Genomic DNA, 18,669 nt, shown 5'->3' with positions numbered 1-18,669 from the left:
TGAATAGTTATAATTTATTTAACAAATCAATGAATTTCTCAGTCAAACTTTTATAGTCGTAATGAAGGGCTGCTTTGCGCGAATTTTCACAAATTGTCTTATATTCATTTTGATCCATTTCGTAAAAAGATAAAATAGCATCAGCATACGATTTGGAATCTTTGAAATCTTTGGAAATACCTAGACCATATTTTTTAATTGGACAATAATTCATTTCAACATTCGCACAGATAGGTTTTCCACTTGCCATATACTGAAAAGACTTACTTTGGCTTGCCCCAAAACGAAAAAGTTTGCTTGGCTTGTAGTTAAGAATATTCAGCGAACTTCTACTGAGAATAGATGGAACATATTTAAGTTCAACCCATTTTTGTTTGAATATTACATTGTTAAGATTATTGGAATAACAATAGTTTTCTAATTTAGACCTGTCTTCCCCATCACCAAAAATTAAAAATTTAATGTCTTTGTGGTCTTTCAAATGTTCAGCTGCCTCAATTAACCGCATTAAATTGTTTGCCAATCTGATTGATCCCAAATAGGTCACTTTGAAAATATTTTCATCGTCAAGGTGTGGGTCTTTAAGGACAAAAGTTGACTTGTTTTTATCAAAATCAATTAAGTCAACTCCATTATTGATGTAAAAAACCTTTTTCAAATCGATAGTTCCTCCTTGCTCTAAGGACCATCCTTTTTCCTTGATATAATCTTTACCTCCTTCCATAGAGAAAATAAGAAGGTCTGCCCTATCATACAGCCACTTTTCAGCTGAATAAGCAAGTTTTAAAAAAAGGTTTTTTTCCCGGACTAAACCATAAGCTAAAAATGATTCCGGCCACAAATCAACTACATCAACTATGAACTTTGATTTCAACTTCTTCGCAATAAAATAAGTTAAGTTTCCAAATGGAACGGCAGCTAAATGAGAAATATAGTCCGGCTTTCCAAACTTTTTCTTTACACCCGCATACCACCAAAGTCTTAAATAAAACTCAATTATACTTAAAATCCTTTTTAATCCATTTCCTGAATAATTTGAATTTCTGATATGAATAAAATTACAATTATCTTCATATTCTTTTATCAGAAAAGGCGATTTACTTTCAATCAGATTTTTATTTAAATTATGAAGAAAGCTCCCTCCAATTATTGTGACATCATATCCGTGATACCTTAGATATTGGGCCCTCTTTAAAGTTTGTATTCTAACCTCATAATCCGGCGGCATCGCAGCAGGATTTATTAACCAAATTTTTTTAGCGTTTTTCACCATTTATTTACCAAATCTACTATTTTGGTAATTTCTTCATCAGTTATTACTGGGCTAATCGGAAGAGATAATTCTTGATCATGTATCCTTTCTGTTAACGGAAAATGAAGGTTGTTGAAATCTGAATAGCATTTTTGTTTATGTGGGGGTATAGGATAGTGAATAACAGTTTGTACTCCACCATCTAATAGATATTTCTGAAAAGCATTTCTATTTTCAACAAAAACTGGAAACAAATGAAAAACATGACTGCTCCAGGTTTCTATATTCGGAATTAGAACCTTGTTGTTTGTAATTTCATTTATGTACCTTTTAGCTGCCTTACGCCTGGCATCGTTATCATTATCCAGGTATTGTAATTTCACATTCAAAATTGCCGCCTGGATTTCGTCCAATCTACTATTCAATCCCTGATATTCACAAACATACTTTTGCTTTGAACCGTAATTTGACAATGCCCTGATAGTAGATGCCAATTGTTCATCATTTGTGGTGACTGCACCAGCATCACCAAATGCCCCCAAATTTTTACCTGGGTAAAAACTATGGCCAGCAGCGTCTCCAAGATTACCTGTCCTGTTGTCATTGAAATAACAACCATGGGCCTGTGCATTATCTTCGATCAACTTCAGGTTATGATTTGCACATATTTGGCCAATTGAATCCATATAGGCGCATCTTCCATAAAGATGGACTATCATAATGGCCTTTGTTCTTTTGGTGATAACCTCTTCTATTCTGCTCGGATCTATCTGTAGGGTATCAAAGTTAGGTTCCACAAAAACAGGCTTTAGTTTGTTATCTGTAATGGCTAAAACAGAGGCAATATATGTGTTTGCTGGAACTATAACTTCATCGCCTTCTTGAAGAAAACCCATTTCCATATATGCTCTTAAAATCAGTCTGAGAGCATCAAGTCCATTTGCGACTCCAATAGCGAATTTAGAACCAATATATTTGGAATAATTTTCCTCAAACTCCTTATTTGCAGCACCTTGCAAATACCAGCCAGATTGAATTACCTTATTAATAGCGAGAAGAATTTCTTCTTCATACTTTTGGTTAACTTTCTTAAGATCTAAAAAAGGTATCATATTTAGATTAAATTTTCCTAATAAACCTTGCAGGATTACCGAGCCAAAGCTCGTTGTCCGGAATGTCCTTTGTTACTACGCTACCTGCACCTACCATTGCATTTTCTCCAATTACCACCCCTCCCAGCACAATCGATCCGGCTCCTATAGATGCATTCTTCTTTATTAAAGTTCTCTGCAGTTTGAAAGGCGTTTTTGCCCTTGGGTATTTATCATTGGTGAAGGTTACATTGGGGCCTACTTGTACATTATCCTCTATAACTAGACCATCCCATAAATAAACACCCGATTTGATGGTAACATTGTTCCCGATAACTACATCATTTTCTATAAAACAATGTGCACAAATATTGCAATTTTCTCCTATAGAAGCCTGAGGAAGAACAACAACAAATTGCCAAATATTTGTACTATCGGGAATATCCTTGTTTAAGCAATCAGCTAGTGGATGAATCATTTTTTATATTTTTGAAATTCCTGAAAATCTCTAATGTAGTCCTCAGCTTCATATTTCATAGAAGCTAAAACTAAACAAACGGATCCAGATGAGAATTCACTTAAATCTCTCCAGATTCCTGGAACAATAAGGAGACCTATATTGGGATTATTTAAAAAAAAAGATTTTACTTGTTTTCCATCATTTAAAGTAATCCTAAAACTACCACTTGCTGCAACAATTAATTGGTGCAATTCTTTGTGCGCATGCCCACCCCTTTCTGCATTACTAGGAACATCATACAAATAATAAATTCTTTTAACTGAAAAAGGAATTGAAATGTGGTTTTCAACTATTGTTAGATTTCCAGCTCTATTATGAACTTTATTAAGCTCAATTAATTGGCATTGGTTAATATTTGAGTTTTTCATAAATTTTTAAATTTATGAAATTCATTAAAATCTCTAATATAATCGGATTCATCATAGATGGTAGAACTTACAACTAAAGCTAAAGAATTTGTTGAAAAATTCTCCATATGTCGCCAGAGCCCAGATGGAATATACAAACCATAGTAAGATCTATTCAAAGAATTTACTTTTTTCTTCACACCATCATTAACTATAACATCAAAGCTACCTGATAATGCAATGATAAATTCATCCTGTGTTTTGAAAGCGTGCCCCCCTCTTTCACATCCTCCTGGTACATCGTAAATCCAATAAGTCCTTTTTATTTCAAAAGGAATATGACCAGCACTTTCAAAAAAGGAAAGATTTCCTCTATGATCTAAAATTTTCGGCAAATTTATCTTCTTAACATCTGAAATACTTACATCCATATGCGGTAAAATTATACAATATTAAGTTTCTTCAAATATGAAAAAGCTACTTTCCTATCGGTAAGATTAGAAGCAGTTTTTAAGGCATTTTTCGAGATAAGAAGTTTTTCTTCATATGACATTGACTTAATTTTTAGAAAAATCTTTTTAAGATCTTCAACATTTCTCGCCTCACACAGAAATCCATTTTTACTGTTCTCAATAACCCCATCAATTCCTTGGCCTTTTGTGCCAATTGTAACACACCCTTTACCCATAGCTTCTAGGTACACTAAACCAAAGGCTTCGGGTTTACTGACCATAACAAAAACATCAGTATTTTTTAGAGCTTCTTGAACTTCATCTCTTGATACTTTTCCTTTTAAATAGACGCAATCATTTAATCCCAACTCATTAATTTTTAAGTTGATTTGCTCTTTTAACATGCCCTCTCCATAAATATTCAAAATGAAATCTTTTTCAGGAAAGGCAAGATTCACGGCTTCTAAAATTACATCAATGTTTTTCAAAGGAATGAGCATGCCTGTAAAACAAATAGAAAGCGATTTATTCTTAAACTTCTCGTTTGGTACAGCATTTAAAATATAGTTTTCCGGTATCCCTGAGGGACAAATAAATAAGTTTTCTTTATCGCCAAATAAACTGACAAAAGTATTTTTCATTTCTAAAAAACGAAAGCCTATATAATCCAATTTGTTTAAATAGTGCGATGATTTCTCCCCAAACAAATCATATATAATTTTAGGGTTCTCATGTAGGACTAATGAAGATTTTACATTAGGATAAAAATTTTTTAATTCAACAATTAAAGGGAGTTGAGGATTTATAAAGTGACCTATAATAATGTCAGGAGCAAAATTTTTAGCTAAATTATCATTTTGTATAATTCTAGCTTGTTTCTGGATCGTACTTCTAAAAAATTTAAAATGCGGAAAAATTTTGAAGATGGGCTGACTAACGATTTTTATCCCCTCAAGCTCATATTCAACCCTAGAGTTTAGCCTTGAAAATGGGATAAAATCTGTTTTAAAAATCTTTTTTATTATCCCTTTTAAGACTCTAGCAAAAAAATAAAATATTGGGGGAAAAACAGATCGAAAATGTATAACCCTTACATCAAAACCCATATTTACCCATTCTTTTGCAAAGTAGTGTACAACAGGGGTATCATATGAACTATTAGGATTAGGATATTCTGAGGTTAGGATCAGTATTTTTTGGTTTTTCATAATTTTCAATAAAGAAATCCAAGAAACTTTGTTCTCATAGCATTATCAATTGCTTTAAAACTTTAAACAGCAGATACATATTCCTTATTATAATTACCAATTCTTGAAACTATTTTTTATAATCATAGATAATGATGTAACTACAAAAAGAAAGCCCATAATTACAAATTAATACCCCCCTTTTAAATTGTATTTATAGGATTACCGAGAATCAAAAGAAAAAAACTTGATAATGTTTTAAAATTAAACTTTTAAGCATTACATTAAAAATGTATCTACAATGTTTTTTATTAAAAAACATCAACCCTTCCTCCACACCATCCTATTAATAATTTGAGTGTAACTTTGGATTATCTTTACTACTTTAATAGAAACATTTTTATCTAAATAAGCTGGTACATCTATTGCATAATATTCGTTTTCATGCATTTTTACAGCCAAATCAATCGCCTGGATGATATTTTCTGAAGAAATTGAGCCAATTGTAAAAACTCCTTTTTCTAGAGCCTCTGGCCTTTCAGTGGAAGTCCTAAGTGAAACAGCCGGAAGGTTATAATAAGCACTTTCTTCTGGTAAAGTACCACTATCTGAAATAATACAAAAAGCATTTTTTTGAAGCTTTATATAATCAAAAAAACCAAAAGGATTGGAAATGAATACATTGGAATGAAATTTAAAATTTCTTAATTCTATATTTTTTCTGGATCTTGGATGACAACTATAAATTATTGGAAGTCCATAAAAGTCTGCCACTTCATTAATAGCATTCATCAATGAAAAAAAATTATCTTCAATATCAATATTTTCTTCACGATGAGCGGAAAGTAAAATATATTTATTCTTTTGGAGACCGAGATCTTGTAAAATATTACTTGATTCAATTTCATTTTGAAAAGCACTTAAAACCTCTGCCATAGGTGAACCAACCACGAAGGTATTTTCAGGTCTAACACCACTAGACAGAATGTACTTAAGAGCATTTTCTGAATAACAAAGATTTACATCACTTGTTACATCAACAATCCTTCTAATAACCTCTTCCGGAAGATTTTCATCTTTACAGCGATTCCCTGCCTCCATGTGAAATGTAGGTATTTTAAGCCTTTTTGATGATATAACACTTAAACAGGAATTGGTGTCTCCTAACACTAAAACAGCATCAGGCATAACTTTAGCCATTAATTCATAAGACTTTGAAATTACATTACCCATTGTCTGTCCAAGATCATTTCCAACTACACCTAAATAGTAATCTGGTTCCCTGATATTAAGTTCTTGGAAAAAAACCTGGTTTAATGAATAATCAAAATTCTGACCTGTATGAACCAAAATATGCTCAAAATAAACATCGCATTTCTTTATTATCGCAGATAATTTTATAATTTCTGGTCTTGTACCAACAATGGTCATTACTTTTAGCTTCTTCATAATTTTAAAGAATTATAATGCGGGTACAAATAATTATATTTCTTAATCCAAATTGACAATTCATAAATCATAGTTTCATAATCGGGAATTAAAATTTCTTTAAATTTTGTTCTTTTTAGAGATTTATTGGCTATAATTCCTTCAACTGGAACAATTTTTAAAGAATCTTTTCTAAGGTATACATTGAATAAATTTAGCAAGTCGAATTTACTTATTGATTGCTCTGGTACAGCATTAAATAATCCAAAAGCTTTTTCTTTGGAGACATATTCAATTGTTTTTGCTAATTGCAAAGTCGTTTGACCTGTCCAGATGGATTTAGTAAACCCTTTAATTTCACCTGTTTGCTGCATAAACCAATTTAGGAGCCCTATGCCCCCTGGATTAAGATCCGGCCCTATTATAGAATTCCTCAATGTTATATTTTTTTTATCATCCAATTCTCCTAAGGCTTTTGAACGATCGTAAAAAGTCGTACCATCTGGAAAATCGTGTTCTTCATATTCTCCTTTTTGTCCAGAAAAAACACAATCTGTACTCATATGTATAACTTGGGTATTTAACCCTTCAGTTAAATTTGCTAAAAAATGAGGAAGGTATGAATTAAGAAAAACAGCTTCGGCCTTAAATTTTTCAGCAGTTTCATTTAAGATACCGATACAATTGACTATCGCATCAAACTTACCATAAGTGATCAACTCATTCAACAATTTAGTATCGAATGCATTGCCTTCAATAGATTTGAAACAAACTGATTTCTTTTTACCAAAACCTAAAACTTCATGGCCGTTTTCTTCTAAATATAACCCTATGGTATGGCCTGCCATACCATTAGAACCGAGTATCAAAAATTTCATAGAAATTTATTTTACATTAAATCCCTTATTGACTTGATTTCTAGTAACTTATCTTTAACTTCCTCAAGGTTCAAAAGTCTTGTGTTATTACTGTTAAACTCTGTCAGCAGATTTCTTTCTAAATCCCCATCAGAAAAGTATTTAGAATAATTCAAATCTCTTTTGTCGCTTGGAACCCTATAAAAATTTCCTAGATCTATTGTATTGGCACATTCTTCATTGGTCAAAAGTGTTTCATACATTTTTTCTCCATGCCGAATTCCAATAGTCTTCACATTTCTTTTATCTCCTCCAAATAATTCAGTAACAGCCTCAGCTAATGTTTTTATTGTACAAGCTGGTGCTTTTTGTACCAAAATATCTCCAGAAGATCCAAATTCAAAAGCAAACAGAACCAAATCTATAGCCTCATCGAGAGACATTATAAATCTTGTCATTGAAGGTTCAGTTATGGTAATTGGCAAACCTTTTTTTATTTGATCAATCCATAAAGGAACAACTGAACCCCTTGAGCCAACTACATTCCCATACCTTGTGCAGCAAATTTTTGTTTTTTCAGGATTAATTGTCCTTGATTTTGCAACGATGACTTTTTCCATCATTGCTTTTGAAGTCCCCATTGCATTTACGGGATAGGCGGCTTTATCTGTAGATAAACATATAACTGATTGGACACCTGCGTTTATTGCTGCTGTTAAAACATTTTCAGTTCCAATAATGTTTGTTTTGACCGCTTCAATTGGAAAAAATTCACATGAAGGAACTTGTTTTAATGCTGCTGCATGAAAAACAAAGTTTACATCATGCATTGCATTATTAACACTTGAAATATCCCTTACATCCCCAATATAAAATTTTACTTTTTCGACAAAGTTCGGCATCTTGATTTGAAGATCATGCCGCATATCATCTTGCTTTTTTTCATCACGGGAAAATATCCGTATTTCTCCAATATCAGTACCAAGAAACCTATTTAATACAGCGTTTCCAAATGATCCAGTACCTCCGGTAATTAATAATGTTTTATTACTAAATAAATTCATAAAATAATTAGATTTCAGGTAACTTTTCTTTTTTTTGGCTTAAATTAGCCAATATTAATTTAGAGGAATTTTTTATCCAGTTAATCAAGAATCTTCCAGATAAACTGCTATAAAATTTAAACACAAAATTGGTCACTAAAGAAGCATCATAAATATTATTAATACCTAATTCAGAACCTTCAAATCTGATTGAATTCGTTAATAAAAATCCATAAATCTCATCTTTAGGTTTAACTTTCTTCAATGTCGATTTCAATAAGGAATTGAATAAATCTTCTAGACCATGATATTTAGCAATTTCTCTAAGTATCCTCAATTCCCTTACAAGAACTTTATTTTCAAAAGAACCAATTTGAATTAAATTAAAAGATGCACGAATTAAATTTTCAAATGAAATAGCTTCGAATTTACCTGGCCATCCAGGAAGATCCCGCGCTGTCAATAAATAATCAGCAGTCATTAAAGTAACTAATGGTGAATATGGTTGAGAAGCCAATTCAGCATGCATCAATTTTTGATTATTATCCTTGAAAAATTGTTCTGATTCTTTCCTTGATCTTTCATCTGATCTTTGGTAATTTCTTCCTTGAGACTTCACAGTAGACCCACCAATGGAAAGTGGCTCATTCGTAAAAGCATAATCTTCAACTTCACCAGCTAAAACCACTCCAGAAAACCCATCAGGAGTGGCACAGTAATAAAAACTATTATCTGGAGTTCGCGATTTAACAATTTCTATTAAGTCAGTTGAAACAACTGCCTTCATAAACAGCATAGGACATTCATCTATTTGATATTGAAAAGTTTTTGATAGTTTATTTAAAAAGTCATTTGATCTAATAAATTGAATGTCTTTATTTTTACTTCTTTTGATATAAAAAATATTCTTTCCATTATCATGATCGGGGTAAGTAAACCCAGCGGGTATCCAAGTTAATAATTTTCTGTTTGTTCCAGATAATATTTCAAACATTCTCCAAATACAACCTGGTACTAATGCATCATCCCCTCCCAAAGCCATTACATATCCCGGCTTGACTTTGCTTAATGCAAATTCAAAATTCTCTCTCATCCCCAAATGGTTCTTATGAGCGTATAATGTAATTCTGGAATCCTGTTTGATAAGCTTTTCTACTAATTCAACTGAATCATCATTGCTGCAATCATCAGAAACAATTATCTCAAAATTTGGGTAATCTTGAACCATACAGGTTCTAAGTGTGTGTTTCAAATATTCCGCCCTATCTTTTTGCGGAATAATTACGGTAAACAAGGGTAAGGAAGAATCCGGCTTCATTTCAACTTTTATTTACTTACTTATTTTAAAAGCAAATTTTATTAATCTTGAATATTTAAAACCTTTTGCTTGAATCTAAATTCATGATCCAACCTAAAAAAAACATACAGAAAGAAATACACTATAAGTTGAAGGTTCCCACCCAAATCTGAAAAAGGGTATAACTTTATTCCCCCTAACATACAAAGGCTAATAACAAAGTGGATTAAGATTAGTTGATGAAAATATAGCACACCATTTTTTGTTTTGGTAGCATAAAGGATAAAAACGAAAAATAGCAAAAACATAAAAGGGACTAAAAATGGCCCAAAATCAAGAGTAAAATCGCCTACAAAACCAATAAAAACTTCATCATTTATTTTTAGTTCCGGATACTTATCTCTCCTTTCCCAAAAATTATCAGGAACATTTTCAAAACCTAGCAATTTTTTAAAAAACGGAAATGTCCGATCCCCATACCTGATCCCTCCATTATCTAAACCATGGTTATTGAAATACAGATTTTGTTGTCCTAAATAAAAATAAACAGAAGAATTAGATCCTGCTCGACTATCGCCAAATCTACTTGTAGTTAAAATTAAAATTGGAACTAAAGAGACAACCAAAAATACAAAACCGGAAAATTTAATTAATCTAACCAGATTTGGTTGAATAAATTCTTTAAATGCAAAATATGAAACAAAAATTGACATTAATATTTCAACCAATGGCCCCCTTTGCCCTAAAGAAATATTGTTAAGTATATTTACCATGAAAGATAAAAATAAACCCAATGTCACTATAAATTTTCTATCCTTAAGTGTCAGATAATAGAAAAACAATAATATACCAACATTTCCATAAGCATTTGTAATTATAGAAGGTAAATTAGAAATATTACCATCCCCAAGCGATTTACTTTCGGCCATAGCCTCATTATACAAATCTTGACCACCTGAAGAAACAAACAAGAGACGAATGATGCTTTTTGAAAAATCCGAAAAAATCGAAGGCAATTGAATCACAGAGAAAATTATCAAAATATAAATAAGCGTATTTAAATACAAATCAGGAGGTTTTTGAATATACCTAATTTTTTTTGCATCAAACTTCAATACCGGTGAAAAAGCTAACATTAAAAGCAAATACAAATAGACAAAGGGAAATAATTCTATCGGATTAAACTGATAGTATGGATTATTGAAAAGTAAAAGAGAAACGATTGCATAGAAAAAATAAGATAATAATATAATACTTCCTGCATCTATAGACTTTTTCCTTATTTGGTATACAGCGAATGTGAGAAACCATATTAAAACAAAAAAAATAAGCCAAATATTACTTATGACATTATTATCTGCCATTTTTGATCAATCTTAGTTTAATGTTTTCATAAATCTTTTTAACCTCAAGCTTTTCAGATCCTGAAAGACCGAAGAAATACACTAAAACACTAATAATAATTAAAGAAATAAGTAAACCAACTGGTATTCTAATATAAAAACCTGTATCAATCTTTGAAAATAAAAATCCTGTAAAAAATGCAATAAATGTTACTGCAAATGCTGGAACTAAGAATGATTTTATGTAATAGGGAAAATCAAATTCATTGTAAAACTTTCTTAACAAAATAACCCTTGCTACATGTGCAAAAATAGACATTAAAATTATCACATAGTACGATGAGGAAGGAGAGAATCCTGCCTTAAATAAAATCAATGAAATAGGTCCACATAATAGTGTAAAAAATTCTACAATAAGATGATAAACTTTGACATGGCCCGTAGCTTGAATAATAATTGAAATCGGATTATTTAATGCCATTATCAAACCATAAACAAGTATCAAACGACAAAATAATATGGTTTGAGGATCATTATTACTTAACCAAAAAACTAATATGGATTCCATTTCTATAAATAAAGGAATACATATTATGAGCAAACCATAGTAAATAGCTTTATTGCTAAAGTTAAACAAACTGTTTAAATAATTGAAGGACTTTTCAGAATAGGATTGGATCATTTGAGGTCTTAATGCTAGAAAAATACTTGATGTCAAGGAACCCAACACACCATAAACCTGGAGTGAAATGGCTCTAGTAGCATTTACACTTGGGCCAAAAGAAATATTCATTAATATTGTAATGAATTGATTAATACTAACAGAGGCAAGAGAACCGAACAAAGACCAACTAGAAAATGAAACAAGCTCATTTAATAAAACTTTATCTGTTTTCGACTTGAATCTGAGAAAAGGATATTTTAAGTAGGCAAATATAAAATAGCATAAAAACACTAAAATTGAAATAATAAATAGCGCAATTCCATAAAAAATCAGTTTATCTCCTTCAGCTTTTGAAATTATGCTTATGGAAAGTACTTTTAGCAAAACTTCTAATAAACTAATAAATGAAAAAACATCTAAATCTTCCTTAGCAATTACTGCTGAAAAATATGGCACCTGCATTAACATAAAAAATGAAGAAAATAATGAAAACTGAAAGACCATATGAACAGCAGGTAGTCTTTCAATAGGCATATTTAATTTTGAATTAATAAACCATACTCCAATTGTTTGGCCAAACAAAATTATAATCATTGATAATCCAAAGTAAATTTTCAAACTCGTTGAAAAAACTAAGGAGATTTTTTCTAAATTTTTTTCGCCAAAAGAAATAGAATAAAACCTTTGAGTGGCAGTGGAAAGAACACCAGTAACTGTAATTAATATTGTAGTAATCCCTGTTATTACATCAAAAATTCCGTAATCAATTACGCCAAGGGTTTTAAAAACAAGACGAACCGTATATAAGTTAGCTATTAAAACAACCACCATCCTTATGTAAAGGAAGAGGGAGTTTTTTGCAATACGTTTATTTCTCTGAGATGAACTCAATATTTCTTTGAAAATACTAGTCCTTTTTATTAAAGGAGTAAAACTACTGAATCAAAAAACTTAGAAATGAAATGAATAAAATAAAAATATAGAATATCAGGATTAGTATCTTCAGCAAAAATAAATTACCTCAATAATACTTTAAAGTAAAAAAATAAGCATTTGAAAAATTTAAACCTTAATTTAATAAGTTTTCCCTAATTAAACCTTATTCCACCGCACTTTCAAATCCTGAATTAATTCATGTCCAATTATAATTCCCACACTAAAAATAATACCCAAAAGACCAAAAATAAATATTATCAAAGGCCTGTTAGGCGAAGACTTTTTGATTGGAACAGTTACAGGTTGAATTATGGATAAGACAGGAGTGTCCTTCGCAACTTGAAGCTTAGCTTGCTCTAATTGTTTGGCAAGCTCATTGTAAACACTTAATGAAAAATTAAATTCCGCTTCTAAACTTTGGAGACGATTTGATACTGAAGCAGATGAAAGATTTTGATTTCTATCTCTAAATATTGCCAGTTCTTTTTGAATTTTCTCAAATTCCATTTTTTTTTCTTCAAAACGCACTTGAGTGAAATTCAATTGTTCTTTTGCATTTAGGATCTTAAAATTTATAACCTCTTTTTGTAGCAACTCCTCTGCAAATTTTGCCATTTCCGCCGACATAATAGGATCAGGCATGACAAATGATAATGATACAAAGCCCTCTTTTTCATTAGGAGTTACAGTGAGCTGCGAATCCAATCTTTTAAAATGTTTATTTTCATCCTCACTTACTAAAATTAGAGAATTGTCAGAAGAAATATTTTTTTCTTCTGGCGTACCTCTAAGAAATTCAAGAATTAAGGCAGGTAATTCGACAGTGTACTTCTTAAGAATTTCAAGTAAACTTGGCTTGTAGATTTGATCATAAAATTCTTTGTAGGATACAGGTTCTTTAAAACCATTCACATGAATTTTTGCATTTAATAAAGCTTTCCTAAAAGGAACTGAAGAAACTATTTTTGGGTAAAGTGAAGGTGGGATTTCCGCACTACCACCCAAAGCTCCCAAATTTATTCCGGCCAGGGAAGCTAGCCCACCTAATGAACCTCCTGGTTTAACAGAGTCACTTGTCTGTGGAATAAAAACAGAAGAGGCAGTGTATTCAACTGGACTAATCAAAGAAATAACTAAACCTATTAATACAAATACTAAAGCCATACCTAACACTGTTTTTTTCCTATTCCAAACAGTCTTAGATAAAGCTAATAGGTCTATTTCATCTTCAAAAGAATTCATCTGGCGATCAGACATATTTTCTTATTTAAAATTACTGAATCAACTGATTAACAAGTATTGCTAATGTAGCTATACTCGTACTAATTCCAATCCAAGCTTGAGCAGTCAAACCACTTCTTTCAGGTTTCCTCGGCACAATAACCTCTGCTCCAGGCTCAATTTCCGGATAAAGATTAAAGAAAATTAGTTTATTGGTTCTTTTTACGTCACCGTTGGCATATACCACATAGGCCCTACTTTTTCTGGCCTTATCAGTGAAGCCGCCGGATTTTGAAATATAAGAGCGAAAACCTTTGTTTTGGTCAAATCTTGCAGTCGTTGGGAACAAAACCTCTCCCCTCATCCTTACAGTCTGCAATTCCTTTGGAATACTTAAAACATCACCTTCCTTCAATATCAAATCCAATGGTCCATAAGGATTTTTTAAAATTCCTTGTAAATCTATTCCAATCAATTCTACTTCCTTTATATTTAAAGCTTTAATATTCCCTTCAGATTCAGCCAAAGACATTAAAGATTCCCTCCTCAAGTCGTCCGAAAGCCTTCTTTTCCTGTCCTCTTCCTTTCTCTCTTCTAGTTCTTTTTCCAGTAATTTCCTATCAATGCCTTTCATAAGAATCTTTTCAGACTCAGTCCAATCCAAACTGTCTTTTTGGAAAATTTTCCGAAGATTCTCCAAACTTTCTATTTTGATCAGATCATCACTAGGGCTTTCAAAAAACTCATTCTTCCTGATCAATGTTGCCCCCTTAGGGTAGGCATAAGGGGTTAGTCCACCTGCCCTATTTAACAAATCTGAAATCCTTTCATTGGCATGGGCAATTGCAAACTCACCAGGATACATCGCTTCGCCTTCCACACTAACTAGTTGTGCCCTTTGGAAACCTGGACTCCTCCTGACCATCACATGATCAAATGGTTGGAGCAATTCTTTAGCATTCTGACCACTGATTTTTAGGTCCTTATCGATATCTACTATAATAATTTCAGCCAATTTTCCTGAAACATCATTTTTAACCCTTCTTGCTATTTCAACCTTGGATGCGGTTGCTGATTCTTTAAAACCACCCGCCTTTAAAACCAAGTCAGCAACTGTCATCTTCTCTCCAAAAGGGAAAGTTCCAGGCCTATTGACTTCTCCTGAAATTTTCACATAAAACTCCTCCTTCAAATCATACACACTGGGAATATGAAGCACATCTTCCCTTCTTAATTGAATATCCTGTACAGTTCCATTCACTACCAATGGAACATCTACCCCGACTATTTCCATTGAAAAATCAGCTTTTGTTCTATAGAGAGTAGCGCGGTTTAAAAATGCATCTTCTCTTAAGCCGTCTGCCCTTTGGATAAGATCCTTGATGCCCATACCAGGTGTAAGAGCAAAAGTACCTGGTCTTTGAACCGCACCAGAAATTTGAACTCTGTTCTCATATCTGTTTTGGATCATTCCTACACGCATTAAATCGCCATCTTGAGGATAAAATGAACTAAAATTATTCTGGTCCACATCCTCCACTTTCATCTCCCTGCCTGTCTTTCTGGAAACAGTAATGCGCTCTCTATAAGCATCACTTCCAAAACCTCCTGCGAATTGAAGCAGCTCTACCATCGTTTCTCCAGGCTTTATTTCAAAAAGCCCTTCTCTTCTTACCGGTCCTATGACTTCTACTCTATTCCTAACTGGTGGGACGATTATCACGTCATTATCTCTCAAAGTTAGGCTACTACTAAGTTCTCCTTTGGAAATAAATCCATAAATATCAACTTCCTCCAATAACTTATTGTCTCTATAAATCTGTATATGCCTAAATGAACCATTTTCATTTGGACCACCGGCAGCAAACAAGGCGTTAATCGGAGAAGCAAAAGATGGCAAAGTGTAGGTTCCAGGCCTATTCAATTCGCCTACCAAAGCAACATTTACAGTTTTGATATTTCCCAATCTGATTTCTACAAATGTGTTGGGATTGCTTCCTGCCAATCCTGAGTAAATTTGGGTAAGAGCTGTTTTAATCCTGGCAGTAGCCGCGGAAACCGTAGCACCACCTACTTGAACCGAACCTACATTTGGAATCAGAATTTTCCCTTCAGGACTCACCATAAGATCATAGGATTGCTGGGAAGCGCCATAAACATCAATTAGAATCTGATCTCCTGCACCAAGACTGTAGTTGGGTGGCGTAGGAATGTTAAGGCTTGGGTTGAAATTTACCTTTTTATTATGAAATAGTTTATAACCAAAAATTTTCTTTTGGGTGGGGGTCAAATCAAAATAAGGATCTGATTTCTTTAAGGAATCAAATGGATCATCTTCCTCCATTTGGCCTTCAATGGTCCTTAAAGCATTTCCTCTTGAAGCAGTCCTTTCCTGTCCTCTGGACTGTCCTCCACCACTTCTCAAAGCATTGATTCTTTGTCTAAGTTTGGCCACCTCACTCATAGGCATACCCCTTTCTATGGCCATAGCTTCCAATTGCTGCTCGGTCATCCCCGAGGCCTCCGCCCTCTTGATCAGCTGCTCTATCTGCGCGTCGGACAAATTATCGACTTTGACGTTTTGAATGTCTGACAGCGATTGAGCTTGAACCACCAAATTTGAGGTAAAAAGAATTAATACTACTAGGAGTTTTTTCATGAAGAAAAGGGAATTTAACTGCGAAATTCTAAAAGGTTATTTTAACCGCGAATTACGCGAATTACACTAATTTTTTTTGAATTATTGCTAGCAATGCTCGCGATTGACGCGAAATGATCCTGCTTCTAAATAGTTAGGGGAAATTTTTCTAATCTCTCGTTTCTCGACTCTAGATTCTATTTTAATCGTGAATTACGCTAATCACACTAATATTTTTTTAATTCTGGCTCGCAAAGCTCACAATTCAATAAATTGAACATTTCACTTTTTATTTTCAAGAATTACTCTTTTAAATTCTAAAGATAATGTACCGAAATTCAAAAGTAGCCCTAATGGTTTTTTGGTGGTCTTGAGATAATTGATTACTTGGGCATAATGCTCATCCAGAATCATAGAACAACATTTAAGTTCAACTATTATTTCACCATGACATACAAAATCAGCGATAAAGAATTTTTTCAAGGTATTACCTTTGAAAATTATTGCCAATTTAACTTCCTTCTCAAAAGGAATTTTTTGATCAGCTAATTCAATTCCTAAAGCTTCCTGTTATACACTTTTCAAGAAACCTCCCCCAAGTTCTTTATGCGCATTGATCGCTGCACCCACAATTTCATAAGTCTCCTTTTTAATAATCATTACAACATTTTTTTTTAGAGTCAAGAAGCAACAAGCTAGAATCAAGATAAATTTTTGTACCATTCACCTCTTTGGACAAGTTTTACTAAGTGATTTGCTTTTGATAATTAATAGTTAGAGGCTGGATCTAAATTCGCGTAAATTCGTAAGCCCTGCGCCCAATTTTCTTACCCCTGCCGACTGAATATCATAAAGACATCAAGGACATTAAACAGCTGTGTTTCAGAAAAATTTGTGTAATTCGCGAAATTCGTGGTTTAGACATTCGTGGTTACAGCTTCGCCCTCTCAGTCACATATTCATGTGCCTAGCGGGATTGGATAAAAAAAGAAACCTCAATTTCCTCCTGACGGAATCAATTGGACTTTTGATACAAAAACAAAGCGTCAGGATGGGTAATCTTCTCAGTCACCTGAAACTCCACCTCTTTGTCAATCAATTCTTTGATGCGCTCAGAAAGCCTTTCAAGGTATTCCCCATTCACTTTTTCTCCAGAAATCTGAACTTTGAGTTTTCCTGTATGGAGCCCTTTGGCATAATCACCAACCAAAGCCACTTCATTCACATCTCCCATTCTCTCCAAAACTGTTGCCAATAATTTATCGAATCCCAAATATTTTTGGATCAGGTCATGCAAATTGGAGAATAATGGATGATCGGTATTGGCTTTGTAATCAATCTTGTTGTTATCGGCTATTTTCAACAACAAACCTGCCTCTGACAGGTGATTCAGCTCCTTCCTGATGGAATTGGTTGACTCACCAAATTCTTCAGCCAATCCACGCAGGTGCCCCTGATTTTTAGGGTTACTAAAAAACTTGATCAAAAGTCTGAGTCTGGTCTTGGATGTAATTAAATAATCCAGCATGAAAAAAACCTTGCTAACTGAGCAACAAAAGTACTCGCATGAATATGATTAACCAAGTATTTTTTTGATTTTTTTTCAAGATTTGACTTGTTCCACAGTGCCTCTTAATAATTAAAAAAAAGTGGGGATAAAAACAATAAGCGAAAGAATCTCCCCACATTTTTATGATAAAAGCTAAGAAAAAAATGTTTGAATCACCCATTACAAATTTATCATGCGGAGATATGCTTGTAAATACCCTAAACAGGGTATTTTTTTATCATGATTTCTTCGATCATCATAGTTCCACCATTTTCTAAATCCTACTTTCGAAATCCCACTTTTTCCCTTTCTCCTTTTCCCTTTTCTTATTTTGTCCCTTATCGTCGGAGTGGGACAATTCATTTTTTCAGCAGATCAATGCGCCGACTAGGTAGACCTGATATTCACCTAACACCCTAGGTCTTTACCCCCGAAAAACCACCTCCGTAGAGCCAGGGCTATTGATGGTTCAGCCCATACTGGGCTGGTTTCGTTCATTTTCCAAATCTTAATCTTTGTGTGGCCAAAAAGCGCAGCTTTTATCGGCGTTCATCCTCATTCATCTGTGGTTCCTTCAATAAGCGAAATTTTTTATCTGCGACTATCAGCCAAATCTGCGTCATCAGCGTTCCATCCCGCCCTTCATCCTGGCCCCTCACTAAAAAGATCTACAAGATCTTTTCTTAACGCTCGGTCCTGCAAGCTCCGCGCCTAATTTCATTACCCATGCTGTTTTGATGACAGATAAGAACAAAGATCCCTGACAAATTTAAAAGCTAGTTAATTAGTGAAATTCGCGTAATTAGTGGTTCAAAAAATCCTGCTCGTCAACAAAACCCGAAAC

The 18,669-nt window shown here is 33.2% G+C and carries 15 protein-coding genes and 1 pseudogene; all 16 read right to left on the bottom strand.

Annotated features, from left to right (window positions below; all coding sequences use genetic code 11):
• Positions 1-7 precede the first annotated feature (7 nt).
• Positions 8-1,228, bottom strand: coding sequence for a glycosyltransferase family 4 protein (locus CLV48_RS05470; RefSeq protein WP_211299904.1), 1,221 nt, complete (start codon positions 1,226-1,228; stop codon positions 8-10).
• 38 nt (positions 1,229-1,266) lie between these two features.
• Entirely contained in the window at positions 1,267-2,364 is a 1,098-nt protein-coding gene (locus CLV48_RS05465) for a DegT/DnrJ/EryC1/StrS family aminotransferase (protein WP_106566261.1), read from the bottom strand.
• Between the two features lie 7 nt (positions 2,365-2,371).
• Entirely contained in the window at positions 2,372-2,821 is a 450-nt protein-coding gene (locus CLV48_RS05460; RefSeq protein WP_106566260.1) for an acyltransferase, read from the bottom strand.
• On the bottom strand, positions 2,818-3,231 hold the full coding sequence (locus CLV48_RS05455; RefSeq protein WP_106566259.1) for a sugar 3,4-ketoisomerase: 414 nt from the start codon (positions 3,229-3,231) through the stop codon (positions 2,818-2,820). The genes CLV48_RS05460 and CLV48_RS05455 overlap by 4 nt, the downstream gene beginning before the upstream one ends.
• Positions 3,228-3,641, bottom strand: a complete 414-nt coding sequence (locus CLV48_RS05450; RefSeq protein WP_106566258.1) for a sugar 3,4-ketoisomerase — start codon at positions 3,639-3,641, stop codon at positions 3,228-3,230. The genes CLV48_RS05455 and CLV48_RS05450 overlap by 4 nt, the downstream gene beginning before the upstream one ends.
• A gap of 11 nt (positions 3,642-3,652) precedes the next feature.
• Positions 3,653-4,870, bottom strand: a complete 1,218-nt coding sequence (locus tag CLV48_RS05445) for a glycosyltransferase family 4 protein (protein WP_106566257.1) — start codon at positions 4,868-4,870, stop codon at positions 3,653-3,655.
• Positions 4,871-5,170: 300 nt separating this feature from the next.
• Entirely contained in the window at positions 5,171-6,298 is a 1,128-nt protein-coding gene (gene wecB / locus CLV48_RS05440) for a non-hydrolyzing UDP-N-acetylglucosamine 2-epimerase (RefSeq protein WP_106566256.1), read from the bottom strand.
• The gene (locus tag CLV48_RS05435; RefSeq protein WP_106566255.1) at positions 6,295-7,155 is read right to left on the bottom strand and encodes a sugar nucleotide-binding protein; all 861 of its coding nucleotides are present in this window, start codon (positions 7,153-7,155) and stop codon (positions 6,295-6,297) included. The genes wecB and CLV48_RS05435 overlap by 4 nt, the downstream gene beginning before the upstream one ends.
• Before the next feature lie 11 nt (positions 7,156-7,166).
• Entirely contained in the window at positions 7,167-8,198 is a 1,032-nt protein-coding gene (locus tag CLV48_RS05430; RefSeq protein WP_106566254.1) for a polysaccharide biosynthesis protein, read from the bottom strand.
• 7 nt (positions 8,199-8,205) lie between these two features.
• A complete protein-coding gene (locus CLV48_RS05425; protein WP_106566253.1) occupies positions 8,206-9,495 on the bottom strand; it encodes a glycosyltransferase family 2 protein in 1,290 nt (429 codons plus the stop codon).
• 41 nt (positions 9,496-9,536) lie between these two features.
• Complete coding sequence (locus CLV48_RS05420; protein ID WP_106566252.1) at positions 9,537-10,838, bottom strand: O-antigen polymerase; 1,302 nt, start codon at positions 10,836-10,838, stop codon at positions 9,537-9,539.
• Positions 10,828-12,372, bottom strand: coding sequence for a lipopolysaccharide biosynthesis protein (locus CLV48_RS05415; protein WP_146140069.1), 1,545 nt, complete (start codon positions 12,370-12,372; stop codon positions 10,828-10,830). The genes CLV48_RS05420 and CLV48_RS05415 overlap by 11 nt, the downstream gene beginning before the upstream one ends.
• 201 nt (positions 12,373-12,573) lie before the next feature.
• Positions 12,574-13,674: a Wzz/FepE/Etk N-terminal domain-containing protein gene (locus CLV48_RS05410; protein ID WP_106566250.1), complete on the bottom strand. Its 1,101-nt coding sequence runs from the start codon at positions 13,672-13,674 to the stop codon at positions 12,574-12,576.
• 16 nt (positions 13,675-13,690) lie between these two features.
• Positions 13,691-16,297, bottom strand: coding sequence for an SLBB domain-containing protein (locus tag CLV48_RS05405; RefSeq protein ID WP_106566249.1), 2,607 nt, complete (start codon positions 16,295-16,297; stop codon positions 13,691-13,693).
• A gap of 261 nt (positions 16,298-16,558) precedes the next feature.
• Positions 16,559-16,834: pseudogene (locus tag CLV48_RS20890) on the bottom strand (GxxExxY protein); the annotation flags it as partial.
• A 457-nt stretch (positions 16,835-17,291) separates the two neighbouring features.
• On the bottom strand, positions 17,292-17,804 hold the full coding sequence (locus tag CLV48_RS05395; RefSeq protein WP_106566248.1) for a transcriptional regulator: 513 nt from the start codon (positions 17,802-17,804) through the stop codon (positions 17,292-17,294).
• Positions 17,805-18,669 lie beyond the last annotated feature (865 nt).

The organism is Cecembia rubra, assembly GCF_003014575.1.
Classification (GTDB): Bacteria; Bacteroidota; Bacteroidia; order Cytophagales; family Cyclobacteriaceae; genus Cecembia_A; species Cecembia_A rubra.
Note: the sequence above shows the minus strand (reverse complement) of the source record. Positions and strands in the feature narration are given on the sequence as shown.